Source organism: Desertimonas flava (genome assembly GCF_003426815.1).
GTDB lineage: Bacteria > Actinomycetota > Acidimicrobiia > Acidimicrobiales > Ilumatobacteraceae > Desertimonas > Desertimonas flava.
Map to the genome: position 1 here is coordinate 15200 of NZ_QKYK01000023.1, position 25038 is coordinate 40237.

The 25038-nt window shown below is 70.9% G+C and carries 23 protein-coding genes; 12 read left to right on the forward strand and 11 right to left on the reverse strand.

The annotated features are described in order from the left end of the window. Nucleotide 1 precedes the first annotated feature (1 nt). Nucleotides 2–235 (reverse strand): hypothetical protein, encoded by a 234-nt coding sequence (locus DN771_RS21095; RefSeq protein ID WP_116999543.1) that lies wholly within the window; start codon nt 233–235, stop codon nt 2–4. A 136-nt stretch (nt 236–371) separates the two neighbouring features. Between DN771_RS21095 and DN771_RS21100 the strand changes: the two genes are divergently transcribed. Then, nucleotides 372–941 carry an alpha/beta hydrolase family protein gene (locus tag DN771_RS21100; protein ID WP_116999544.1) on the forward strand — a complete coding sequence of 190 codons (570 nt, stop codon included), beginning with the start codon at nt 372–374 and terminating at the stop codon, nt 939–941. A gap of 5 nt (nt 942–946) precedes the next feature. Further along, a complete protein-coding gene (locus DN771_RS21105; RefSeq protein WP_162942217.1) occupies nt 947–1453 on the forward strand; it encodes a DUF1643 domain-containing protein in 507 nt (168 codons plus the stop codon). Here the strand turns inward: DN771_RS21105 and DN771_RS21110 are convergent. The 3 genes from DN771_RS21110 to DN771_RS21120 form a co-directional block, all read right to left on the reverse strand. Continuing rightward, a complete protein-coding gene (locus DN771_RS21110) occupies nt 1435–2088 on the reverse strand; it encodes a DedA family protein (protein WP_116999545.1) in 654 nt (217 codons plus the stop codon). The genes DN771_RS21105 and DN771_RS21110 overlap by 19 nt on opposite strands. A 41-nt stretch (nt 2089–2129) precedes the next feature. Next, the gene (locus tag DN771_RS21115) at nt 2130–4547 is read right to left on the reverse strand and encodes a sodium-translocating pyrophosphatase (RefSeq protein WP_227462424.1); all 2418 of its coding nucleotides are present in this window, start codon (nt 4545–4547) and stop codon (nt 2130–2132) included. A gap of 203 nt (nt 4548–4750) precedes the next feature. Further along, entirely contained in the window at nt 4751–6301 is a 1551-nt protein-coding gene (locus tag DN771_RS21120) for an MFS transporter (protein ID WP_162942218.1), read from the reverse strand. Nucleotides 6302–6382: 81 nt separating this feature from the next. Between DN771_RS21120 and murA the strand changes: the two genes are divergently transcribed. Continuing rightward, complete coding sequence (gene murA, locus DN771_RS21125) at nt 6383–7648, forward strand: UDP-N-acetylglucosamine 1-carboxyvinyltransferase (RefSeq protein WP_116999547.1); 1266 nt, start codon at nt 6383–6385, stop codon at nt 7646–7648. 36 nt (nt 7649–7684) lie between these two features. Here murA and DN771_RS21130 read toward each other — a convergent pair whose 3' ends face one another. Beyond that, nucleotides 7685–7873 carry a hypothetical protein gene (locus tag DN771_RS21130; RefSeq protein ID WP_162942219.1) on the reverse strand — a complete coding sequence of 63 codons (189 nt, stop codon included), beginning with the start codon at nt 7871–7873 and terminating at the stop codon, nt 7685–7687. 100 nt (nt 7874–7973) lie between these two features. Between DN771_RS21130 and DN771_RS21135 the strand changes: the two genes are divergently transcribed. From DN771_RS21135 to meaB, 4 genes are all read left to right on the forward strand, one after another. Next, entirely contained in the window at nt 7974–8654 is a 681-nt protein-coding gene (locus DN771_RS21135; RefSeq protein WP_116999549.1) for a Type 1 glutamine amidotransferase-like domain-containing protein, read from the forward strand. Between the two features lie 73 nt (nt 8655–8727). Further along, nucleotides 8728–9876, forward strand: a complete 1149-nt coding sequence (locus DN771_RS21140; RefSeq protein ID WP_116999550.1) for an acetyl-CoA C-acetyltransferase — start codon at nt 8728–8730, stop codon at nt 9874–9876. Nucleotides 9877–10002: 126 nt separating this feature from the next. Then, nucleotides 10003–10260: a NifU family protein gene (locus DN771_RS21145; protein WP_227462425.1), complete on the forward strand. Its 258-nt coding sequence runs from the start codon at nt 10003–10005 to the stop codon at nt 10258–10260. 26 nt (nt 10261–10286) lie between these two features. Then, nucleotides 10287–11249 carry a methylmalonyl Co-A mutase-associated GTPase MeaB gene (gene meaB, locus DN771_RS21150; protein WP_116999551.1) on the forward strand — a complete coding sequence of 321 codons (963 nt, stop codon included), beginning with the start codon at nt 10287–10289 and terminating at the stop codon, nt 11247–11249. A gap of 41 nt (nt 11250–11290) precedes the next feature. On the opposite strand, the gene DN771_RS30530 is transcribed toward meaB, so the two are convergent. Further along, nucleotides 11291–11923, reverse strand: coding sequence for a type IV toxin-antitoxin system AbiEi family antitoxin domain-containing protein (locus DN771_RS30530; protein ID WP_227462426.1), 633 nt, complete (start codon nt 11921–11923; stop codon nt 11291–11293). Between the two features lie 66 nt (nt 11924–11989). Between DN771_RS30530 and DN771_RS21160 the strand changes: the two genes are divergently transcribed. Then, complete coding sequence (locus DN771_RS21160; protein WP_227462427.1) at nt 11990–12763, forward strand: enoyl-CoA hydratase/isomerase family protein; 774 nt, start codon at nt 11990–11992, stop codon at nt 12761–12763. 27 nt (nt 12764–12790) lie between these two features. On the opposite strand, the gene DN771_RS21165 is transcribed toward DN771_RS21160, so the two are convergent. The 5 genes from DN771_RS21165 to DN771_RS21185 all read right to left on the reverse strand — a co-directional run bounded on the left by DN771_RS21165 (nt 12791) and on the right by DN771_RS21185 (nt 19112). Then, nucleotides 12791–13252, reverse strand: coding sequence for an Hcp family type VI secretion system effector (locus tag DN771_RS21165; RefSeq protein ID WP_116999553.1), 462 nt, complete (start codon nt 13250–13252; stop codon nt 12791–12793). 52 nt (nt 13253–13304) lie between these two features. Then, complete coding sequence (gene glgP / locus DN771_RS21170) at nt 13305–15776, reverse strand: alpha-glucan family phosphorylase (protein WP_116999554.1); 2472 nt, start codon at nt 15774–15776, stop codon at nt 13305–13307. Nucleotides 15777–15787: 11 nt separating this feature from the next. Continuing rightward, a complete protein-coding gene (locus tag DN771_RS21175; RefSeq protein WP_162942220.1) occupies nt 15788–16588 on the reverse strand; it encodes a hypothetical protein in 801 nt (266 codons plus the stop codon). A 229-nt stretch (nt 16589–16817) separates the two neighbouring features. Further along, nucleotides 16818–18002 (reverse strand): glycosyltransferase family 4 protein, encoded by a 1185-nt coding sequence (locus DN771_RS21180; RefSeq protein ID WP_116999556.1) that lies wholly within the window; start codon nt 18000–18002, stop codon nt 16818–16820. Nucleotides 18003–18095: 93 nt separating this feature from the next. Then, nucleotides 18096–19112, reverse strand: coding sequence for a LacI family DNA-binding transcriptional regulator (locus DN771_RS21185; protein ID WP_116999557.1), 1017 nt, complete (start codon nt 19110–19112; stop codon nt 18096–18098). A gap of 181 nt (nt 19113–19293) precedes the next feature. Here DN771_RS21185 and DN771_RS21190 point away from each other — a divergent pair, with 181 nt between their 5' ends. Genes DN771_RS21190 through DN771_RS21205 form a run of 4 tightly spaced genes read left to right on the forward strand, consistent with a single transcriptional unit; the run spans nt 19294 to nt 25035 of the window. After that, entirely contained in the window at nt 19294–20667 is a 1374-nt protein-coding gene (locus DN771_RS21190; protein WP_116999558.1) for a sugar ABC transporter substrate-binding protein, read from the forward strand. Between the two features lie 22 nt (nt 20668–20689). Further along, nucleotides 20690–22258 (forward strand): ABC transporter permease subunit, encoded by a 1569-nt coding sequence (locus DN771_RS21195; protein WP_162942221.1) that lies wholly within the window; start codon nt 20690–20692, stop codon nt 22256–22258. A gap of 2 nt (nt 22259–22260) precedes the next feature. Then, on the forward strand, nt 22261–23160 hold the full coding sequence (locus tag DN771_RS21200; protein ID WP_116999560.1) for a sugar ABC transporter permease: 900 nt from the start codon (nt 22261–22263) through the stop codon (nt 23158–23160). A gap of 3 nt (nt 23161–23163) precedes the next feature. Next, nucleotides 23164–25035 (forward strand): glycoside hydrolase family 13 protein, encoded by a 1872-nt coding sequence (locus tag DN771_RS21205; RefSeq protein WP_116999561.1) that lies wholly within the window; start codon nt 23164–23166, stop codon nt 25033–25035. Nucleotides 25036–25038 lie beyond the last annotated feature (3 nt).

The following is a 25038-nucleotide window of genomic DNA, read 5'->3' on the forward strand; positions in this document are numbered from 1 at the left end:
GTCAGTTCGTCGGCGTGCAGGCCGGGCCACCGCTGGCCGGCCGCGGCTCGATCGCCCGGCCGACCGCCAACACCGCACGCGACAGGTGCACGCGCAGCCGCCGGACGGGCCGGTTCCGAGCACGATCGGGTCGGCGTCGCTGCTTGGGCGGCTTCACCGGCCCGCCGATGTGGCCGCCCGCCAGGTGCCGGCGTTGCGCGTCGCGGCTCTGCACCATCGCCACCATCATCTCCATCTCGTGCTCCTTCCCTGGACACGGCCTTCGTACCGAAGTTCTGTATTGATACAGTACCTGGATCCTCTGTATCGATCAAGGGGATTCTGCGTCACGTCGCCGGCGGATCCGGGGGGCTGGCTACGCTCGGTCGGCGATGGCTGCCTCCCTCCTACTGTTCCCCGGGGCCGGGGCGTCGAGCGAGTCGCCCGCCCTGCGGGCCGTCGACGACCACGTGTCGGCGATCAAGGGGTGGTCCGTCGTCCGCGCCGATTTCCCCTATCGGAAGGCGGGGCGGCGGGCGCCCGACCGGCCGCCGGCGTTGATGAACGCCGTGCGCGAGGAACTGGCGGCGATCGGCAGCCGTCGCGACGTCGTCGTCGGCGGGCGCTCGATGGGCGGGCGCATCTGCTCGATGGTCGCCGCCGGTGCCGACGGTCTGGCGCCGCCGAAGCGCCTCAAGGGCGTCGTCACGATCGCCTACCCCCTGCATCCGCCCGGCAAGCCCGACCGGCTCCGTGTCGAGCACCTTCCCGACGTCGCGGTGCCGTGGCTGTTCGTCCACGGCACGAAGGATCCCTTCGCCAGCCCCGACGAGCTCCGGCAGTGGTCGAAGACCGTGGGCGGACCGGTGAGCCACCACTGGGTCGAGGGCAAGGGTCACGACCTGAAGGGGGCCGATTCGGCGGTCGCCGCAGTGATCGGCGAGTGGCTGTCCACGCTGTGAGTCCGGTGGTGCGTGGGGCCTCGTTCTCCCGGGACCGGCGGTTTCGCTATCGCCTCACGCGCACGTGGGACGAGTCTGCGCCACCCCTCGTCTGGGTGATGCTCAACCCGTCGGCCGCCGACACCACGAGCGACGATCCGACGACCCGGCGGGTGATCGGCCTGTCACGATCGTGGGGCTTCGGCGGCTGTCACGTCGTCAACCTCTTCGGCTACCGGACGCACCGTCCCCGCGACCTCGCCGCCGCCGCGGACCCGCTCGGCCCCGGCAACCGCCGTGCGGTGGCGGTGTCGATCCGCGTCGCCGAGCCGGCCGGGATGGTGATGGTCGCCTGGGGACGGCACGACGTCCCCGGAGTCGGCGTCGGGCCGGCCGCCGCCGCGATGCTGCGGCGCATCCGCCGTGCCGCGCTCCGACCGGTGACGGTGGGCTGCAACGCCGACGGCTCACCGCGCCACCCGTTGTACGTCGCCGGCGCGGTGCGCCCCGTCGACTACGTCGGGTCGGGCTGACTCGCCGCCGCCCGAGCCTTCGCCTTGGGGGAGAGGAAGCGGCTCCAGACGTACCAGGCGATCGCCAACAGGATGAGGGCGATCACGATGTACTGGACCACGCCGAGGATCGGCTCGACGTCGTGCCACTGTCGCCGCAGGATGTAGCCGGCGAGGATCAGTCCGGTGTTCCACACGACCGACCCGACCGTGGTGAGCACCAAGAAGCGCTTGAGGTCCATGCGCCGGAACCCGGCGGGGATGGAGATGAGCGACCGCACCAGCGGGACGCACCGACACAGCAGGACGGCCATGTCGGAGTGCCGGTCGAACCACCGGTCGGCCTTCACCACGTCGGCGGGCGTCAGCCGGAACCACTTGCCGTAGCGGATGAGGAAGCGGTCGAGCCGGTCGGGACCGATCCACGCGGCGATGCCGTAGAGCACGAGGGCGCCGACGATCGAACCGATCGTCGCGGCGATGATCATTCCCCACAGGGTCGCTTTGCCGTCGCGGGCCGAGAAACCGGCGAACGGCAGGACGATCTCCGAGGGGATCGGGGGGAACACGTTCTCCAGGGCGACCAACAGGGCCACGCCCACGTAACCGATGCGATCGATGACATCGGTGACCCAGTCGGCCAACCCGGAGAACATGTCGACTTACTTACTACAGATGTGCGCCGAACGATCGGCGCTCAGTGGCCGGCCGTGGAGACGGCGGCGGCGGGAGCGGTGCCGCCGGCGAGGCTCTCGGTCTTTCGCGACGAGAAGATGATCGCGCCGATGAGCACGATCGCGGCGCCGATCGCGATGAGGAAGCGGACGCCGCTGCCGTCCTGCAGCTTGACGAGCTCGCCGAGCTCCTCGGCGCTGCCCGGCAGGCCGAACATGCCCTCGCCGTTGATCGGCTCGAGGGCGATGATCGCCGGCAGGATCAGCAGCGAGACGAGGTTCATCACCTTGATCAGCGGGTTGAGGGCCGGCCCGGCCGTGTCCTTGTAGGGGTCGCCGACGGTGTCGCCGATGACGGCGGCCTTGTGGGCTTCCGAGCCCTTGCCGCCGTGGTGGCCGTCTTCGATGTACTTCTTGGCGTTGTCCCACGCACCACCCGAGTTGGACAGGTAGTTGGCCATCAGCTGGCCGGTGAGGATCACGGCGGCGAGGAAGCCCCCGAGGGCCTCCCACCCGATGCCGAAGCCGATGATGACCGGGGTGAGCACGGCGAGCAGCGCCGGCGTCGTGAGCTCACGAAGCGACGCTGCGGTGCAGATGTCGATGACCGGGCCGTAGTCGGGCTCCTTCGTGCCGGCCATGATCTTGCCGTCGGCGAACTGGTCGCGGACCTCGCGGACCACGACGCCGGCCGTGCGGCCCACGGCGCGGATGGCGAGGGCGGAGAACAGGAACGGCACGGCGCCGCCGATGAGCAGGCCGATGAAGATCTTCGGGTCGGCGACGTTGATCTGGAGCAGGTCGAACACCCCGCGCTTGGTGCGCTTCAGGCCCTCGACGACCTCGGTCTGCAGGACCTCGCCGGCGGCGGTCTCGATGAAGCTGGCGAACAGGGCGACGGCGGCGATGACGGCCGAGCCGATGGCAAAGCCCTTGGTGACGGCCTTGGTGGTGTTGCCGACGGCGTCGAGGCTGACCATGATCCTCTCCGGCTCGCCGTGGAACTCGCCCGACATCTCGGCGATGCCGGCGGCGTTGTCCGACACCGGGCCGAACGTGTCCTCGGACACGATGACGCCGGTGGTGGCGAGCATGCCCATGCCGGTGAGGGCCACCAGGTAGAGCGAGAACTGCAGGTTGCCGCCGCCGAGGGCGAGCGACACGCCGATCGCCGCGGCGATGGCGATGACGGCGTAGACCGACGACTCGAGGCCGAGCGATGTGCCCGACAGCACGACCGTGGCCGGGCCGGTCTCGGCCGATTCGGCGACTTCCTGCACCGGGCTGAAGTGGGTGGCGGTGTAGTACTCGGTCAGGCGGCTGACGAGCTGGGCGAGCACGAGGCCGATGGCGACGGCGCCGAAGCACTTCCAGCCGGCCGACGCCTCGTCGTTGCCCACGTACACGAGGGCGAGGATCAGCGTGCCGATCAGGGTGAGCGATCCGGCGACGAAGAAGCCCTTGTTGATGGGCTTCAGGGCGTTGGTCTCGCCCGGCTTGGCCTTCACGGCGAAGACGCCGGCGATCGAGGCCACCACGCCGATGGCGCGGGCGGCGAGCGGGAAGATGAGGCCGAGGGCCGGGTTCATGCCGATCGAGTTGAACGCCGCGACGCCGAGGATGATCGACGCCACGAGGGTCACCTCGTAGCTCTCGAAGAGGTCGGCGGCCATGCCGGCGCAGTCGCCGACGTTGTCGCCCACGTTGTCGGCGATGGTGGCCGGGTTGCGGGGGTCGTCCTCGGGGATGCCGGCCTCCACCTTGCCGACGAGGTCGGCGCCGACGTCGGCGGCCTTGGTGAAGATGCCGCCACCGACGCGGAGGAAGAGGGCGAGCAGCGAACCGCCGAAGCCGAAGCCGACGAGGATGGCCGACGACGTGTTCTGGAAGAGGATGATGATGATCGTCGCGCCGAGCAGACCGAGCCCGACCGTGAACATGCCGGCGACGCCGCCGGTGCGGAACGCCACCGTGAGGGCGTCGCCCATGTTGCCGGAGCGGGCGGCGGCGGCGGTGCGCACGTTGCCCCGGGTGGCCAGGGTCATGCCGATGTAGCCCGTGAGGCCGGACGCCGCGCAGCCGAGGATGAAGGCGATGGTGCGGAAGAGGCCGGACTGGGCAAACGACAGCGCCGTCTCACCGTTGGTCTTCTCGATCGCCGTCGACGTGACGAACACGACCACGGCCAGCGGCACGAGGATCAGCCCGATCGTGCGGAACTGGCGCTTCAGGTAGGCCCATGCGCCCTCCTGGATCGCGGCCGCGATCTCCTTCATCTTGGGAGTGCCCTCATCGGCGGCGAGGACGGCCCTGACGAGGTAGAACCCGACGCCGATCGCCAGCAAGGCGGCTGCTACCGAGAGCAGGAGTACTGCCCACTCGCCGCCTTTCAGGGTGAAGTCCTGCCAGCCGCCCTCGGCTGCGAACAGTGATAATTCCACGATGTCTCCTGCATCTGCGCGCGGCTGCACTGCCGCACACTCGGTGTGGGGACCCGGGTTGATAACCCCAGGGCTCTCAGACCCTTCCGCCGGCGAACGCCGGCATGGCAGCCACGAGCGGCGATGACGTTACCCGATAGCACACGTGATGCTCTAGATGGGAGCGGTCGCGATGTGACCGATGCGACGTCTCCGGCGCGGCCTCACCCCTCGGCGAGGTCCTCGGGGTTGAGGTCCTCGAGCTCACGGTGAGCCGTCTCGGGGAGCCAGCGGAGGGCGACGCCGACGGCGGCGAGCTGCCCGAGAGCGAGCCCGCCGATCACCGCCCCGTGCGACACCCCGCGGTCGAGGAGCTGCCCCATGATCAGGAGGCCGCCGATGCCGCCGACCAGGGCCGACGTGGTGAGCAGCCCGGCCGCCCGGCCCCGGTTGCCGGTCGGGAACAGCTCGGCCCGGTAGACGGCCAGCGCCGGGTAGGCAACGGCGCCGGCGATGCCGGCGAGCACCGTGGCGAGCCACATCAGCGGGCCGCCGATGCTGAACGACAGCGTCACGAGCAGGGCTGCGGCGGGTAGGCCGGCGGCCACCACGCGACGGCGCCCGCCGGTGTCGGCCAGCCGGCCGCCGGCGATCAGGCCGAGGGCGGCCGGTGTGGCCGTGGCCAGCGTGAACACGGCGATGATCGTCGCCGAGTAGCCGCGCTCGTCCTCGAGGTAGTCGTTCTGGAAGAACGACGCCGGGGCGATCAGCAGGTTCGTCAACAGGGCGATGGCGGCGAGCACGCCGAACCGGCGGCGGTCGAGACGGGTGGCGACCACGTGGGGGCGCTCGAATCGCTGCGTCTCGGGAAGGCGCCGGTACATGTCGACGGCCACGACGAGCCAGATCAGGGCGACGACGTAGACGAGCCGCCAGCCCGAGTCGGAGATGTCGGCCAGCGGCAGGGCGAGGACGGCCACGCCGGCGCCGAGGCCGCTCGCCATCGCCAGCACGCTCACGGCGTAGGCCCTCGAGTTGCGCGGCATCTCCTCGGCGGCGACCACGGCGACCATGAAGTCGAGTGCCAGGCCGAGCGGCCGGCCCACCGCCTGGGTGGCGACGAGAAACGGGAAGCTGGGGGCCAGGGCGCCCGCGGCCGACACGACCGGGGAGGCGAACGACATCGCCACGATCACCTTGCGGCGCCCGATCCGGTCGGCGAGCACGGCGACCGGGAGGGCGATCACGATGCCCGCCCGGACGACCGAGCCGGCGACGCCGATGCCGGTGTCGCCCACGCCGAAGTCGTCGGCGGCGAAGTTCACGGTCTGCGTGAACAGGGTGTTGATGAACGCCGACGACATCGACGAGGCGGCGAGCAGACCGAGGATCGTGAGCTGGCGCTGGGTCAGGCGGTCCGGCGGCGACCACCACGGTGTCGATTGCGGCGTCTTCCGCCCCCGGGCGTCGCCGGGGAGCGCCGGAGGGCGGCCCCGGCGGGCGATCGTCCACCGGACGGGGAGCGCGAACAGCCAGCCGAACCAGGGGAGCAGCAGGCGATAGGTGGTGCGTTCGAGCAGCTGGTCGCCCTCGTCGACGACCGTCCGGCGGTAGCCGTCGAACGGCCCGTCGGCCTGGACGAACGTGCCCTCCTCCTCGCCCGGGACCTCGCTGATCAGGTCGTCACGCGGGGCCGCGAGCGCCGTTCGCACCTCGTCGGTCGCCGGCCATCGCCGCACGATGTGACGTTCCCGCAGGGGGGTGGGCGAGGCCATCGGCCGGAGCATACGAGTCGACGGTGACACCTTTCCGGGCGATCGGGACACGTCCTCAGAACGCGATAGAACTACGGGCCGATGAGCGACGACGAGCAGATCGTTGTGCGGCACCTCGGCCCGTTGGCCGGCTCGGTGCTCGTGCCGGGAGCGAAGAACTCGGTGCTCAAGTTGATGGCGGCCAGCCTGCTCGCCGACGGCGTGTACGAGTTCACCAACGTGCCCGACCTGACCGACGTGCAGATCATGGCCGAGCTGTTGGCACCGATCGGTGTGAGCACCCAACGGCCCGAGCCGGGCATGCTGGTCATGGCGAACACCGGCGACGTGACGCCGGTGGCGCCGTACGAGCTCGCCGAGCGGATCCGGGCGTCGGTGAACGTCCTGGGACCGCTGCTCACCCGGTGCGGCGAGGTGCGTCTGTCGATGCCCGGTGGCGACGACTTCGGCGCCCGGCCGATCGACATCCACGTCGCCGGCCTCGAGGCGATGGGGGCGACGTTCAAGTTCGCCCATGGCGAGCTCCACGCCACCGCAGAGCGCCTGCACGGTGCCGAGATCGCCCTCCCGTTCCCCAGTGTCGGAGCCACCGAGAACCTCGTCACCGCGGCTGTGTACGCCGATGGGGTGACGACGATCGACAACGCGGCACGCGAGCCCGAGGTCGTCGACCTCTGCGACCTGCTGGTGAAGATGGGCGCGGACATCACCGGCGTGGGCACGTCGCGGCTCGTCATCAACGGCGTCGAGCGGGGCGCGCTCCGAGCGGCGGGACATCGCACGGTTCCCGATCGCATCCAGGCGGCGACGTACCTCGCCGCCGTCGCCGTGGCGGGGGGCGAGCTCGAGGTGCTCGACGCCAGGGCCGAGCACATGCAGAACCTGCTTGCCCGGTTCACCGACATGGGACTCGAGTTCGACATCGGTGACACGTCGCTGCGCGTCGTCGCCGATCGCCGGTTGCGGTCGATCGACGTCCCGACCTTGCCGTACCCGGGCATCGCCACCGACTACAAGCCGCTCATCATCACCATGCTCAGCGTGGCCGACGGAGCGGGCATCGTCACCGAGAATCTCTACCCAGGCCGCTTCCGGTACGTCGAGGAGCTGATCCGCCTCGGTGCCAACATCCGCACCACCGGGCATCACGCCGTGGTCCGGGGCGTCCCGCGCCTGTCGGGCGCTCCCGTGCGGGCTCACGACATCCGCGCCGGCGCGGCGATGGTCGTCGCCGGACTGGCGGCCGAGGGGGAGACGACGATCAGCGGCGTGCGGCACATCGACCGTGGCTACGACGACCTGGTCGGTCGTCTCGCCGCCGTCGGCGCCGGCATCGAACGCATCTGACCGGTTGCGCCCGACGGGATGTGCCCGTCAGATCGCTCAGTCGTCGCCGCGCGGGGTGCTGTCGGGTCCGGCCGGCGGCGACGCGGGTGCCTCGGTGGCCGCCGCCCGACTGACGCGTCGCTTGGCGAGCCACAGCAGCCACGCCACGACGACGATCGGGACGAGCACCAGCAGGATCTCGTCCCACCCGCCCTGATGGGCGAGCACGGCGGCCAGCAACATCACGGGGTCGAGGCTACGCAGCCCGCGGCCGAACCCCGAATCGCCGGCGCCTGACCGAGCAAGTGATTGCATTGTGCAACTGCTTGCTGTACGGTCGTGAAGCGTGAAGTTGTTGCTCACCTCGGCCGGCATCAAGAACACCAGCATCCACGATGCGCTCGTCGAACTGCTGGGGCGGCCGATCGCCGACTGCGACGCGCTGTGCATCCCGACGGCCGGCTACGGACACCCGATGGTCGCGCCGGCCAGCGCGTGGCGCTTCGTCAGCGGTCGAGAGCCCGAGTGCCCGATGACCGAGCTGGGCTGGAAGTCCGTCGGGCTCCTCGAGCTGACGGCCCTGCCGACCATCGGCGCCGACAGGTGGGTCCCGTGGGTCGAGCAGGCCGACGTCCTCCTCGTCAACGGTGGCGATCCGCTGTACCTCTGTCACTGGATCCGTGAGTCCGGGCTGGCCGACCTGCTGCCGTCGCTGGGCGACACCGTCTGGGTGGGACTCAGCGCGGGGAGCATGGTGATGACGCCCAGGATCGGCGAGGAGTTCGTCATCCCGCGCCCTCCCGGCTACACCGGCGACGACGCCACCTTGGGCCTCGTCGACTTCTCGATCTTCCCCCACGTCGACCACCCGAACCTTCCGGAGAACACGATGGCCGCGGCCGAACGGTGGGCCGAGCGCCTCGACGGGCCCGCCTACGCGATCGACGACGACACGGCGATCCGTGTGGTCGACGGCGCCGTCGATGTGATCTCCGAGGGACGGTGGAAGCTGCTGACGCCGGCCTGATGTGCCGGGGGACACCACGCCCCCGGATCGTCAGAGTTCGCCGGGCGAACCCTGATGGTGGCAGGCTCGCGGGATGGCTGAGGCATACATCGTTGAAGCGGTCCGCACCCCCGTTGGCAAGCGCGGCGGCGGCATGTCGAGACTCCACCCCGCCGACCTCGGCGCGCTGGCGATCGGCGCCCTCGTCGAGCGCAGCGGCATCGACCCGGCGGCCGTCGACGACGTGGTCTTCGGCAACGTCAACTCGGTCGGTCCGCAGGGCGGCGACATCGCCCGCACCTGCTGGCTCGCCGCCGGGCTCCCGCAGCACGTGCCGGGCGTGACGATCGACCGGCAGTGCGGCTCGGCCCAACAGGCGGTGCACTTCGCGGCCCAGGCCGTGATGTCGGGGACCATGGACCTCGTCGTCGCCGGCGGCGTCGAGAGCATGACCACCGTGCCCCTGACCGCCGCGTCCGACGCCGGGGCGGCCCTCGGGTTCGAGGACCCGTTCACCACGTCGCAGGGCTGGCTGGAGCGCTTCGGCAACGGCGAGGTGAGCCAGTTCGCCGGCGCCGAGCTGATGTGCGACAAGTGGGACATCTCCCGCGAGGAGATGGAGACCTTCGCCATCGAATCGCACGAGCGGGCCCTGCGGGCCCAGGCCGAGGGTCGATTCGACAACGAGATCGTGCCGTTCGGCGAGATCACCCGCGACGAGGGGCCCCGCGAGCCGAATGTCGAGAAGATCCGCTCCCTCGCCACCCTCACCGAGGGCGGGCGGATCACGGCGGCCGTGGCCAGCCAGATCTCCGACGGGTCAGCCGCCCTGCTCGTCGCCGGCGAGCAGGCGGTGAAGGACCACGGGCTCACCCCGCGGGCCCGGATCCACCACCTCACGGTGCTGGCCGACGACCCGATCATGATGCTGTCCGCGCCGATCCCGGCGACGCAGCGAGCGCTGGCCCGCACCGGTCTGTCCACCGACGACATCGACCTCGTCGAGATCAACGAGGCCTTCGCCCCGGTCGTCCTGGCCTGGCTCAAGGAGACCGGGTTCGATCACGCCAAGGTCAACGTCAACGGCGGCGCCATCGCCCTCGGTCACCCCCTCGGCGCCACCGGCGCCCGCCTCATGACGACGCTGCTCAACGAGCTCGAGCGCACCGGCGGCCGCTACGGCCTGCAGACGATGTGCGAGGGCGGCGGCCAGGCCAACGTGACGATCATCGAACGGCTCTGACCGAGCGGCGTGGGTGGAATGATCACGGGGGTCGGCTGGTTGAATGGAAGCATCAGCACGACGACATCACCCTCCGAGTCGCCGGTCACCTCTGAGTCGTCCGGCGCGACCTCCGCGATGCGGGCCATGGTGGAGAAGACCATCGAGGTCATCCGACCGGCGCTCAAGGCCGACAACGGCGACATCATCCTGCACGACGTCGACGAGACCACCGGTGTCGTCACCGTCGAGCTGATCGGCGCGTGCGTGGGCTGCCCGGCGTCGACGCAGACGATGCAGGCCGGAATCGAGCGGATCATGCGTGACCGTGTCGACGGTGTGACATCGGTCGTGAACCTGGCCGACGTCGCCGACACCGGCGACGCCACCGGTTTCGCCGGCTGACCGTCCGGGCTGGTACACCTCCCCACATGACGGCCGTTCCGCGCGACCCTGAAGCCCTGTTCGACGCCGCGGTCGGCGGCAGCCGCCCGGCGCTGGCGCGGCTGCTGTCATTGGTGGAGCGCGGCGGTGACGGGGCGCGCGAGATCAGCCGCCGGGCCGCGCCGCGATCGGGGAACGCCTACACCGTCGGCCTGACGGGGGCGCCCGGCGCCGGGAAGAGCACGCTCACCAGCGCCGTCGTCAGCCACCTCCGCAGCCAGGGGGAGCAGGTCGCCGTGCTCGCCATCGACCCGTCGTCCCCGTTCACCGGAGGGGCGATCCTCGGTGACCGGGTCCGGATGCAGGAGCACGCCACCGACGACGGCGTGTTCATCCGCTCGATGGCGACTCGCGGCCACCTCGGCGGCCTGTCGCTGGCCACGCCCGAGGCCGTGAGGCTGTTCGATGCCGTCGGTCACCGCCTCGTCCTGGTCGAGACGGTCGGGGTCGGTCAGGTCGAGGTGGAGGTGGCCGGCAAGGCCGACACCACGGTCGTCGTGGTGAACCCGGGCTGGGGCGACAGCGTGCAGGCCAACAAGGCCGGGCTGATGGAGGTGGCGGACGTCTTCGTCATCAACAAGGTCGATCGCGACGGCGCCGAACAGACACGCCAGGACCTGGAGCAGATGCTCGACCTCGCCGGCCACGTCGCCGAGGGCGGCTGGCGTCCACCGATCGTGTCGACCGTCGCCACCACCGGCGCCGGCGTCGCCGACGTCTGGAACGCGGTGAACGCCCATCGCCGCCACGCCGAGGCCAGCGGTGAGCTGGAGCGTCGCCGGGCGTTCCGAGCCGCCGACGAGCTCCGCGAGGTCGTGGCACGCCGGCTCGACCAGCGGGCGCGCGAGCTGTGTGGCCAGGAGCGATGGAACCAGCTGACCGCCGACGTCGTGGCTCGGAGGGTCGACCCGTGGACCGCCGCGGACGAGATGATCGGTACGGAGCGCTAGCGACGATCGGTACGGAGCGCTAGCGGAAGCTGTACCGAGCGTCAGGCCACGCGCGTGCGTGCGGCCAGTTCGTCGAGGAGGTCGAGGAGCAGGCCGGGCCCGGACCGACCGGGTTCCTGCCACTGCTGTGCGACCGAGCGGATCGCCGCCGCGGGGACCCCGCGGCCGAGGGCGTCGGCCAGGGCACCGATGAGCGTGGCCCGGGACGTCGTGGGGGCGATCAGGGCGAGCGTCAGGGGGAGCGACGTGACCGGGATCGGTCCGATGCGACCGACGTGCTCGCGCACCGGACCGCGGGAATAGTGCCGGGTGACGGGCAGCTTCGCGGAGAGGTGGGCGCCCCGCTCGCCTACGACGTCGAGTCCTCGATGGTCCGCGAACCCGGCGAGGCGGTGAAGGCGCGCCGCCGTGCCGTGGGAGACGGCGATGACGCCGGGGCGCAGGGCGGCCGCCATCGCCGTCGCCGGGAACGAGAGCCGGACTCCACCAGCGGCGAGGACTCCCGGGAGTGCCTCGGCCAGGGCTCCCTCTCGTTGGAGGCGGCGCTCCACGGCCCGCGACACGCCGAGGGCGCGAGCCTGCGTCGTCGACGCGACGCCCAGCTGCTCGGCCATCAGGGCGAAGAGCGCGGCGGGTCCCTGGCATCCGTCCGTGGCATTCGATGGGATCTTCATGCCCTCCGGTGCGTCGCCGGCGCGGCGAAACGGAAAAGATTCTTGGCGGCCTGCGAAGATGGCTGCGTGTATGAACTGTTGACGCTCGAACGCGGTGACGACGGAGTGGCGGTGCTCACCCTCAGCAACGGCAAGATCAACGCACTGTCCGGTGCGTTGCTCGCCGAGATCGCCGCCGCGGCCGCCGAACTCGCCGCCGAACCGCCGGGGGCGCTGATCGTCACCGGTGGCGAACGCATCTTCGCCGCCGGCGCCGACATCTCCGAGTTCGGCGGCCCCGAAGAGGCGCGCGCGATCACCGCCAACTTCCACGCCGCGCTCGACGCGATCGCCGCCCTGCCCCGCTTCACCATCGCTGCGGTCGCCGGTTACGCGCTGGGCGGTGGGTGCGAGCTGGCCCTGGCGTGCGACTACCGGATCGTCGGAGCCCGCGCCGTGTTCGGTCAGCCCGAGATCCTGCTCGGCATCATCCCCGGCGGCGGTGGGACCCAGCGCCTCGCCCGGGTCGTCGGGCCGAGCCGGGCGAAGGAGATGTGCGTCACCGGTCGGCAGGTGGCTGCCGACGAGGCCCTGCGCATCGGTCTCGCCGACGAGGTGGTCGACGGCGATCCCCACGAACGCGCCCGCGCGCTGGCCGCCGAGGTCGCCAAGGGAGCGCTCACCGCGCAGGCGATCACCAAGCGCGTGATCGACGCCGGCCTCGCCGCCCCGTCACTCGCCGACGGGCTCGCCCTCGAGCGCGACGCCTTCGCCGAGGTCTTCGCAACGGACGACGCCCGCATCGGCGTCGCCAGCTTCCTCGAGCACGGGCCAGGGAAGGCGACGTTCACCGGGCACTGACGACCCGCTGGGGTCGTGCCGCAGCCGCTACGGATGGGAGAACGACGTCTGCGCGCCCGCTGACCCGTCGGGGCGCTGTGTGGTGTAGGTGATCGAGAACTCCCGATAGGCGATCGCCAGCTCCTCGATCGGCTCGTCGTCGGACTCGCCGTGCTCGACGCTGGCGATCGTCACGTCGCCCAGTTCGTAGCGGACGAAGGCAAACGGTTGGTCGGCGCTTGCGCGCACACCGGTCAGCACGGCGTTCCGATGATGGCGACCTCTGACGCACGACTCGATGAGCTCCGGCGACGCCTGGCTGACGGGCGTGACCACCTGGAGCTCGTCGAAGTCGGGCCGTCCGGCGCGTCCGCCACCGCCGCCTGAACCACCCGACGTCGACGTCGACACACCCCAGCTCCACGTGATCACCTCGATCTCCCCGACGTGGTCCACCTGGGTGGCCCCGCCGTCGATCCCGTCGATGCGCAAGAAGTAGTCACTGGCCATGTCACACCGTCGCCGCGTCGCTCGGCGGGTGCAACCGATTTCGGTCAGGTCGTCAGGCCCACGTCGCGAGGCCGAGGTCGAACGGCGACGCCAGGGCCTCGTGGACGGGAAGCACCCGAGCCGTCACCCCGTACGAGCCGGGCGCGCTGAGGGAGATGTCGCCGCGGTACGTGCCGTCACCCATCGGCTGGAGCTGCACGGCTTCGGGCCGGCCGCTGAACTCTCCGTCGGTGCCGACGATGCCGTGCATCGCCTCCACGCGGACGTCTGCCGGGTCGAGACCGTCGAGATCGACCGTGGCCGTGACCGCCCGCGTCGTGCCGGTGTCACCGGCACTGGAGTCGACATCGACCGCCGTGATCCGGATGCCCGGCCACGCGGTTCGGATGCGTGACCGCCAGTCGGCCAGCGCGGCGGCGACGGCGTCGTTCGACGCAGTCAGCGCTCGGGAGTCGGCGGCTGCCGGCTCGTACAGGTCGGTCACGTAGTCGCGAACCATGCGGGCGGCGATCACGCGGGGCCCGAGCGTGGCCCACGACTCCTGGATCATCTCCACCCAGGCCCGCGGCAGGCCGCCGGACGTGCGCTCGTAGAACGTCGGGATCACCTGGTCCTCGAGGACGGAGAACAGGCTGGCGCACTCGCGCTCGTCGCGGCGTTCCAGGTCGGGATCGTTCTCGGCCGACTCGATCGCCCAGCCGTTGCCCGGGCTGTAGCACTCGTTCCACCACCCGTCGAGGATCGAGCAGTTGAGGGCGCCGTTCAACGCCGCCTTCATGCCGCTCGTGCCGCACGCTTCGAGCGGCCTCCGGGGTGTGTTCAACCACACGTCGCAGCCGTGGTACATCTCGCGGGCGATGGCGATGTCGTAGTCGGTGAGGAACACGAACCGATGACGCACCTTGCCCTTGCGGGCGAACTGCTCGATCTTCTGGATCAGCTGCTTGCCAGGTGTGTCGGCCGGGTGCGCCTTGCCGGCGAACACGAACTGCACGGGCCGGTCGGCGTCGTCGAGCAGGGCCATCAGGCGATCGGGCTGCGAGAGCAGCAACGTCGCCCGCTTGTAGGTGGCGAAGCGCCGAGCGAAGCCGATGGTGAGGGTGTCGGGGTTGAGCACGCCGCCACCGAGCAGGCCGCGGACGAATCGGACCAGACCGCGACGGCCGGCGACCATCGTGTCCCAGATCTCGGCCGGGTCCATGTCGCGCACGTTGGCCCAGCGGTCGGCACCGGCCGATGACCAGTCGTCGCCGATCGCCCGCGACAGCAGGGCGTCGACGCGGAGCGACGTCCACGACCTGCCGTGCACCCCGTTGGTGATCGAGCCGATCGGCACCTCCTCGGTGTCGACGCCGGGCCACAGGCCGTGGAACATCGCCTGGCTCACCGTGCCGTGCAGCTCGGCGACGCCGTTGGACCGGGCCGCCAGCCGCAGGCCCATGACCGCCATGTTGAACTTCTTGTCCTCGTCCGCAACGTCCGCCTCGTCGGGGCTCTCGCCGATGGCGAAGAGCTCGTCGATCGACACGCCGCACTCTTCGGCGAACCCCGAGAAGTACCGCTCGATCAGCGTGCGCTCGAAGCGGTCGATCCCGGCGGGGACCGGGGTATGGGTGGTGAACACCCCACCGCCCCGGACGGCCTCGACGGCGGCGGCGAACGGTGTGCCCGACGCGACGTGCTCGCGGATGCGCTCGAGCCCGAGGAACCCGGCGTGGCCTTCGTTGGTGTGGAAGACCTGCGGGTGGATGTCGAGCGCCCGGAGGGCCCGGACGCCGCCGATGCCGAGCACGATCTCCTGGCGAAGACGGTGGTGATTGTCGCCGCCGTAGAGGCGGTCGGTGATGGCGACGGCGTCGGGGGAGTTGCCCTCGACGTCGGTGTCGAGCAGGTAGAGGTCGACCTTGCCGACCTGGGCGCGCCACACGCGGGCGCTGACGTCGTCGCCGGCCATGTCGATGGTGACGACGACACCCGTGTCCGTGAGGCCGAGCGACTCCGGATCGAGGTTGACCGTCAGCTCCTGCTGCCAGCCCTCGGCGTCGAGCTCCTGGTGGAAGTAGCCCTCGGTGTAGAGCAGGCCGACGCCGACCAGCGGCACGCCGAGGTCCGACGAGGCCTTGAGGTGGTCGCCGGCGAGCACGCCGAGGCCGCCCGAGTACTGCGGGAGGGCCTCGGTGAGACCGAACTCCGGCGAGAAGTACGCAACGGCGCCGAGCGGCGAGTCGGTGCGGGTGGCGAACCACGTCGGCCCGGTGATCGCCGCGTCGAGCCGGCCCTTGGCGGCGGCGAGATCACGCACGATCGACTGGTCGGCGGCGAGTGCCTCGAGTCGCTCGGATGGTGTGGTGCGCACCATGTGGGCGGGGTGGGCCTCGTCGGCGGTCCATCCCGGCCAGATGCGCTCGAAGAGGCGCACCAGCTCCCGGTCCCACGCCCAGTGCAGGTTCGTGGCCAACTCCGGCAGGGCCGCGAGGGCCTCGGGGATGGCGGGACGGACCTCGAAGCGGCGAACGGGACGCATGCCGCGGGAGACTAGCGAGCAGTCCGCCGACGCGCTCGGGGAACCCCTCGCTGGGCGACGGCCGACCGACGGCGTTCGATCGCTGCGACGACCATGTCGATCGTGCCCTCGAAGTCGTCATCGAGTTGCGCCTCGCCGATCCGCTTCACGGCGATGCCGACGGCGTCGGCCGCGTCGTCGCGCCGGTTGTCGTTCGCCGCCCCTTCGAGCGTGCGGTGCTCGGGATGGACGTCGACCTCGAGCGCCCATCGCAGGTCGGGGAGGGCGATGTCGAAGGCGGCCGGTCCGTACACCGGCAGGATCTGGGGCCACTGACGCACCAGCCCCTCCACGCCGCGGTCGCACAGGGCGTCGTACACGTCCCGTTCCGGGTCCGAGGCACCGGGCCGGCCGGGATGCCGCCGGTCGAGCACTCGCAGGAACCGTCGAACCCACTCGCGGCCCGGACCGGCGAGACGCTCCGCCGTCCGTCGGAGAGCGGCCTCCGTGCAGTACTTCTTGGCGATCGCATCGTCGACCATCGAGGCGAGAGCGTTGTTGCCGAGATGGCGGGTCATCAACACGACGCTGACGGTCGGCCCGGACACGACCATGTCGGCCCGGCCTGCGCACAGCGCCGTGCATCGCCCGGCCTCGTCCAGGTCGGTTCCGGCAAACTGGTAGACGCCGACGATGACTCGCCGCAGGATGCGGTTTCGAACGAGGCGTTCGCGCTGGGTGGTGGAGATGCCGGCGTCGGCGAGCGCCTGGTTGGTGATGGTGCCCCGGTGGTGCCGTAGCCAGTGGGTGGCTTCGGCCGTCAATCTGCTCACGGTGTGACCCCTTCGTCGAATCGGTTGACGCAACGGGGGATGTCGGGTGCCTCTCATCATGGCGATGGGGTGTGACATCGACCGGCCCGCCCCACCGGTGGTGTTCACCACCCGCAGGTACTGCGGGACCCGCTCACCGGACCGGGCGACCGCCTGCAGGTTGTGTTCACCACCCGCAGTTACTGCGGGTTGTGTTCACTTCCGGCATGCAGGCCGGCAGGGGACCCGGTCAGGCGGTGGAGGCGTAGAGGTTGACGGTCGCCCGGGCGATCGCCGCCCAGGAGTACCGGGTGGCGAGCAGCTCGGCGCCGGCCTGGCGCATCTCGCCGGCCAGCTCGGGGTCGGACAGGACCATCTCGATGCACGTGGCCAGCTCGTCGGCGTTGCCGGGCTCGAACAGCATCCCGGCTCCGGTGCCGTCGATCAGCTCGGCGAGCCCACCGGTGCGGGCGGCGATCAGCGGGGCGCCGCCGGCCAGCGCCTCGAGGGCGACGATGCCGAACGGCTCGTAGAGCGAGGGGATGACCACGCAGCCGGCCCGGTGCACACCGGCCCGCAGGCGCTCGTCGGGGACGAACCCGACGAGCCGCATGATGTCGCTGACGCCCTCGATGTCGACCTGGGACTGCAGCTCGGGCAGGTAGCTGCCCCGCCCGGCGACGATGCACTCGATGCCGGGAACCCGCGAGCGGAGCGTGCTCATCGCCTGGGCGAGCACCTGGAAGCCCTTCTCGTACTGGACGCGGCCCCACGTGAGCACGAGCGGCGCCCGCCCCTGGGCGTGCTCGCCGCCGGCCCACCACGTGGGGTCGATGCCGTTGGGGATGCGGTGGACCCGTTCCGGCGCGAGCTCGAACCCGGAGATCACCTCCTGGGCCATGAACTTCGACGAAGCGATCACGTGTCGCGACGTGTGGGCGATCCACGACTCCACGGCGTGGATCGTGCTCGGCTCGCCCGGTGGCAGGCTGCCGCCGTGCTGGCCGCGGGTGGTGGTGTGGAACGTGGTGACCAGCGGGACCCCGTACAGCTCGGCGAGCGTCTCGGCCGCCCACGCGACCTCCCAGTTGTGGCCGTGGACGACCTCGGGGATCCACCGGTCGGGCCCGCGGCCGAGCGCCGTGACGAGCTGGACGAGCTGGTGACACGCCGAGGCCGCCGAGGCCACGTGGAACTCGTCGGGGATCCACGGCAGGTCGATGTTGGCCCGCAGCACCCGGACGGGGCGGGCGCCGTCAGCGTCGTCGGTGCTCGACGTCGGGAGCAGCTGTTCGGCGGGTGCGCCCTTGTGCCCGACCGTCAGCAGCACCACCTCGTGGCCCGCCTGTCCCAGCGCCCGGGTGAGCCCGTCCACGTGCGCGCCGGCGCCGCCGGCACGGGGCGGGAAGTCCCAGGCGAGCATCAAAACTCGCATCGGTCCGGAACCTAGTCGGCCCGCGGCGATGTGTGAGGTCTCGGCCCGCGAGAAGACAGCACGGAGATCCGCACTGCGTCGATTTCAGTCAGCTCACGGATCGGCGAGCGGGGCCGTCGAGGAGCGGACCACCAGCTCGGGCCGGAAGAGGAACTCCCCGTTGCGGGTCGGCCGTCCGGCGAGGCGGTCGCTGACGATGTCGGCGGCCGCGTCGCACATCGCCCGGACCGGCTGGCGGATGGTGGTGAGTGGCGGATCGGTGTAGGCCATCAGCGCGGTGTCGTCGTAGCCGGTGACCGACCACTGGCGGGGCACCTCGAGGCCGAGGTCGCGTGCGCCGCGGATGGTGCCGAGGGCCACCATGTCGCTGGCCGCGACGGCGGCCGTGGCGCCGCACTCGAGCAGCCCCTCGACGGCGGCGTGGCCGGCTTCGGCGCTGAAGATCGTCTCGACGACGAGCGACTCGTCGCGATCGATCCCCGCCGCCTTGAGGGCGGCGCGGTAGCCGGCCACCTTGCGCTGCACCACCGTGTGCCGATGCGGCCCCGACACGAAGCCGATCCGGCGGTGGCCGAGGCTCACCAGGTGGCGTACGGCGAGGGCGGCCGCGTGGCGGTCGTCGCACGACACGAACGGCGCCACCAAGTCGCGGCGGAAGCCGTTGACGAACGCCATCGTCACGCCCGTGTCGAGGAGATGCTGATACGGCGCCATGTCGGCGGTGGTGTCGGCGTGGGCGCCCGACACCACGATCATCGCGGCGACGCCGGCCGCGGCGAGGGTCTCCAGCATCTGCGGCTCCTCCGACGCCGTCCCGCACCTGGCGATCACGCTCGGGTGGTCCTTGCTGGCGAGCCGCGCCGTGAGCAGCTGGGCCATCACGGGGAAGATCGGGTTGTCGAGGTCGGGCATGAGGATCGCCACCAGGCCGGTGCGCTGGGCGGTCGGCCGGGGCCGCCCGCCGGGCATCGGACCGTCGAGCGCGCGCAGGGCGTCGAGGACGACCGCCTTCGTCCGGGCGCTGACGTTGGGCCGCTCGTTGAGCACGCGGCTGACCGTCGCCTCGCTGACCCCGGCTCGGGCTGCCACGTCGCGCAGTCGCACCCGCATGACCGCCCACCTTGGCAGTTCTGCGACACCGTTGCAAGAATTGCAAGAGTCTTGCCATGGCTGACAGCGGGCTGCCAGAATGCTGTTCACGGGCCGGACTGGGGCACATTCCGGCTCCCGGTCGACCGCTCATCCGGGGTCGCCCGTGTCCACGAAGATCCGCTCTATGAATGGGGAATCCATGCGTTCACGCAAGAAGCTGGTGGCGGTCGCCGGCGCGCTCGCCGTCGCCGCTCTCGGCACCACCGGCGTCGCCGGCGCGACCACCGCACCACCCGACAGCGAAGCCGCCGGCACCGAGCCTGCGGGCACCGAGGCCGCCGGCACCGAGGCGGCAGGCACCGAGGCGGCGGGCACCGAGGCGGCAGGCACGGAGGCCCCCGCACCGACGGCGCCGCCACGCGGCGACGCCGACCTGGTGATCTGGGCCGACGACACACGCACCCCGATCATCGAGGAGATCGCCGGGCCCTTCGCCGACGAGAACGGCATCACCGTCGACGTCCTCGAGCTCGAGTTCGGCCAGATCCGCGACCAGCTCTCCCTCAACGCCCCGTCTGGCGAGGGTCCCGACATCATCATCGGCGCCCACGACTGGCTCGGCGAGCTCGTCGCCAACGGGGTCGTCGAGCCACTCGACGTCAGCGCCGTCGCCGACGGCTTCAACCCGGTCGCCATCGAGGCGTTCACCTACGAAGGCCAGACGTACGGTCTGCCCTACGCCGTCGAGAACATCGCCCTCGTCCGCAACACCGATCTGGTGCCCGAGCCGCCGGCGACGTTCGAGGAGATGATCCAGATCGCCACCGAGTACCACGAGGCCAACCCCGGCTCCGATCACCTCGGTCTCGCCCTGCAGATCGGCCCCGAAGGCGACGCCTACCACCTCCAGCCGATCCTGTCGGCGTTCGGTGGCTACATCTTCGGCCAGAACGAGGACGGCACGTTCAACCCCGAGGACCTCGGGATCGACTCCGAGGGCGGTCTCGCCGCCGCCGCGTTCCTGCAGGAGCAGGCCGCGGCCGGTCTCCTCAACGCCGACGTCACCTACGACGCGATGATCGAGGCCTTCGGCTCGGGCCAGGCACCGTTCGCGATCACCGGGCCGTGGGCGATCAGCCAGGCCGACAACGGCTTCGCGGCCACCGGCGTCCCCTACGCGGTGAGCGCCATCCCGGCGCGTGAGGGCGGGGAGCCGCCGGCCGTGTTCGTCGGCGTGCAGGGCTTCATGATCTCGTCGTTCTCCGAGCAGAAGGACCTGGCGACCAGCTTCGTGCTCGACTACATGAGCCAGGAGTCGACGCAGCTGGCGCTGTTCGAGGCCGGCGGTCGTCCGCCGGCGCTGATCTCGGCCGCCGAGCAGGTGGCCGACGACGCCGACATCGCCGGGTTCAACGAGGCGGCCACGAACGGCATTCCGCAGCCGGCCATTCCCCAGATGAGCGCGGTGTGGAGCGCCCTCGGCCTGGCCGAGGTCAACGTCCTGCGCGGGGCCGATGGAGCCGCCGAGTTCACGGCAGCGGCCGAGGAGATCCGTTCGCAGATCGCCGGCTGATCGCTCGATGAACGGTGGGACCGTGGCGCCCGGGGCAACCCGGGCGCCCACCCGCTTCGGCGGCTCGGCCCCCGGCTGGATCGCCAAGATCCTCCTCCTCGGCGCCGCCGACGCGCTGGCCGTCCTCGGCCTGATCACCTCGATCGGCAACGAGGCCTGGGGCTACGCGACCGTCATGGTCGTCACGCTGGTCGCCCTCAACGTCGTCTACTTGCCGCGGCGGTTCGTACCGATGAAGTACCTGCTGCCGGGGGTCTTCTTCCTCGCCATCTTCGGGCTCTACCCGGTCGTCTACACCGTCATCGCGTCCACGACGAACTACGGCACCGGTCATGTCCTGAGCCGCGAGCAGGCAATCGAGCAGATCCAGAGCCAGTCGGTGCGGGCCGATCCGGATGCGCCGAGGTTCGACGCCACGCCGATGCGGGGCGACGACGGCACGTTCGCCGGCTTCGCGCTCTTCGAACCCGACAGCGGCGTGCTGTATCTCGGGACCGACGAAGGGATCACCGAGATCGACGCCGCCGATGCCAGCCTCACCACGCTGGTGACCACTGGTCGAACGTTCGTCGAGTCGGCCGCAGGGCTCACCGGCGTCCGCGCCGGCGACGCCAGATCGCTGCCCGGTTACCCGACCGGCACGTACGAGATGCCGGCTGATGACGGCGGCGTCTTCACGATCTCGGGTGCACAGGCCGTGCAGTCGACCACGACGCGCGTGTACGACCCCGACGCTGACACGATCACCGACACCGAGACCGGCGTGGTCTACCGGGAACTCGATGGGTTCTTCGTCGTCGACGACGGCACGCGGCTGTCGCCGGGCTTCCGCACGTCGGTCGGCCTCGACAACTACCGCGAGGTGCTCGGTGACGAGGAGTTCCGTGGGCCGTTCCTCCGCGTGTTGGCCTGGAACCTGGGCTTCGCCTTCGGCTCGGTGGTGCTCACCTTCGCCGTCGGGCTGGGGCTGGCAACCGTGCTCAATGACCCACGACTCAGATCGCGCCGGCACTACCGGTCGCTGCTCATCATCCCGTACGCCCTGCCCGGCTTCATGACCGCGCTCGTGTGGAAGGGCATGTTGAACGAGACGTTCGGGATCAACCGCTGGCTGCCCTTCGACGTGTCGTGGCAGTCGCACACCGGGTGGGCGATGGTGTCGCTGTTCCTCGTCAACACGTGGCTCGGCTATCCCTACATGTTCCTCGTCAGCACCGGCGCGCTGCAGAGCATCCCCACCGACCTCAAGGAGGCGGCACTCGTCGACGGGGCAAGCGGGTTCACGGCGTTCCGCAAGATCACCTTCCCATTGCTGCTCGTCACGGTGAGCCCGCTGCTCGTCGCCAGCTTCGCCTTCAACTTCAACAACTTCACGATCATCTGGCTCGTCACCGGCGGCAACCCGCGCGCGGTCAGCGAGTCGGCGGGGACGACGGACATCCTGCTGTCGTGGGTGTACCGCATCGCTCTCGACGCCAGCCCGCAGCGCCAAGGGCTGGCGGCGACGTTGTCCGTGCTGATCTTCCTGATCGTCGCCGCCATCTCGGCGGTCGGCTTCAAGTACACGAAGGCCTACGAGGAGGTGCGCTAGCGATGGCCACCGCGCTCGGCCCGCGCCGCAACAAGATGAAACCGGCACGCTGGGCGAGAGAGCTCGGCTGGCGTCACGTCGTCGGCGTCGCCGCCCTCGTGTTCGCCCTGTTCCCGGTGTGGTTCGTGGTGATCGCCGCGTTCTCCGACAGTGCGTCGCTGAGCAACCAGCGGCTGTGGCCCGAGACGTTCACGCTCCGTCAGCTGCGCACGCTGCTCGACTCGTATCCGTTCTGGAGCTGGTTCCGCAACTCGCTGGTGATCAGCATCGTCACGTCGGCGTGCACCGTGCTGCTCGCCGCCGCTGCGGCGTTCGCCTTCTCACGTCTCCGGTTCCGCGGCCGGCGCACCGGATTGCTGTCCTTGCTGCTCGTCCAGATGTTCCCGGCGTCGTTGGCGTTCGTCGCGATCTATCTGATGGTGCGCAACCTGCCGAACGCCTTCCCCGGGCTCGGCAACGGATCGACGGCCACGATCATCCTCTTCTACCTGGGCGGTGCGCTGGGCTCGAACGCCTGGCTCATCAAGGGCTTCTTCGACACGATCCCCAAGGAGCTCGACGAGAGCGCACGGATCGACGGGGCCTCCCACGCCCAGGTGTTCTGGCGCATCATCCTGCCCCTGGCGCTGCCGGTGCTCGCCATCATCTTCCTCCTGGCCTTCATCTCCGCCCAGGCCGAGTTCCTCGTCGCCTCGGTCGTGCTGTTCGGACAGGACCTCTCGTCGCCGTCGAAGACGGTGGCGACCGGCCTCCAGGGCCTGCTCGCCGGGGACCGTTACGACCTGCGCTGGGGACCGTTCGCCATCGGCGCGTTGATCGCCTCGATCCCCGTCGTGTTGTTGTTCCAGTTCCTCCAGCGTTTCATCGTCGGTGGCATCACAGCTGGTGCCGTGAAGGGATAGTCCATGAGCCTCGCCGCCAACCCGCACCACGACGGGTCCGCCGCCTACCTCGCCAACGAAGCGCCCGGACTGGGCGAGCGCGTGTCGGTACGGCTGCGGGTGCCGGCGTCGTTCGGCGCCACCGACGTGCACGTGCGCAGCGTGGCCGACGGCGAGCCGCACTACTCGATGGCGTCGGTCGTCGAGACCGAGCCGGGTGAGGGCGGCGCCGTCTGGTGGGAGGGCGAGGTGCGCGCGGTCAACCCGGTCACGCCCTATCGCTTCCTCGTCGAGACGCCGTCGGGCCCCCGCTGGGTCAACGGCCGCGGCACGTCGGCGATCGATGTCGCCGACCGCGACGACTTCGTGCTGTCGACCCACGAGCCGCCCCCGGCCTGGCTCGCCGACGCCGTGGCGTATCAAGTGTTCCCCGACCGGTTCGCCCGGTCCCGCGCGTCGCTCGACGCGCCCGACGTGCCGGTGGACGGCGACTGGCCCATCGAGTCGGACTGGGACGACCCGATCGACCCCGATTGGAAGCAGTCGGTGCGGCAGCTCTATCGCGGCGACCTCGCCGGCGTGCGGGAACGCCTCGACCACCTGGAACGGCTCGGCGTGAATCTCGTGTACCTGACGCCCGTGTTCCCGGCCCGGTCGAGCCATCGCTACGACGCGTCGACGTTCGACGAGGTCGACCCGGTGCTCGGTGGCGACGCTGCCCTCGCTGCTCTCACCGACGCCGCCCACGCCCGCGGCATCCGCGTGATCGGCGACCTCACGACGAACCACTCCGGTGACCACCACCGCTGGTTCCAGGCGGCGCAGGCCGATGCCAGCTCGCCCGAGGCGTCGTACTACACGTTCCGCCACCACCCCCACGACTACGTCGCCTGGTTCGACGTGCCCTCCCTCCCGAAGTTCGATCTCCGATCGCCGGCGTTGCGCGATCGTCTCGTCCGCGGCGCCGACTCGATCGCCGGCCGGTGGCTCCGCGGGCCGTCCGGACCTGACGATCGCCGGCGGCGCGACGCCGGCCTGGACGGCTGGCGGATCGACGTCGCCAACATGACGGGACGGCTGGGCGAGGTCGACGTCAACCACGACGTCTTCCGCGACGTCCGCGAGACGATGCGGCAGGTGAAGCCCGACGCCTGGCTGGTGGCCGAGCATTGCTACGACGCCACGACCGATCTCACCGGCGACGGCTGGCACGGCGTGATGGCCTACTCGTGGTTCACCAGGCCGGTGTGGAGCTGGCTGGCCCGGCCCGACGCCCGCCTGATGGGCGTGCCCGGTCCGCTGCCGCGGATCGGCGGCGACGGCCTCGCCGCGTCGCAGCAGGCGCTCACCGCCGGCGTGCCCTGGCGCTCGGTGGCGGCGAGCATGACGCTGCTCGCCAGCCACGACACCTCCCGCTTCGCATCGGTGGCCGTGTCCCCAGCCCACCAGCTCGTCGGCATCGGGCTGCTGCTCACGTCCGTGGGCGTGCCGATGGTGTTCGCCGGCGACGAGGTCGGTGTCACCGGCGCCGACTCCAACCTCGCCCGGGCCCCGTTCCCGTGGGACGAGTCGCGGTGGGACCGCGGCCTGCTCGACGCCTACCGCGACCTCATCGCCGTCCGCCGGTCGAGCGACGCCCTGCGGCGCGGCGGCCTGCGGTTCGTCGCCGCTGGGCCCGACTCCCTGGCGTTCGTGCGCGAAACCGCCGACGAGCAGGTGCTGGTGCTGGCCTCGCGTGCCGCCCACGAGCCGTTGCGCGTGCGCGCGGCGGAGATCGGCCCACACCGCCGCGCCGAGCGCCTCTACGGCGACGGCGACGTGAGGTTCGACGCCTCGACCGGCGCGGTCGAGCTGCCGGGCGCCGGACCGTCGTTCGCGATCTGGCGCCTCGGCTGATCC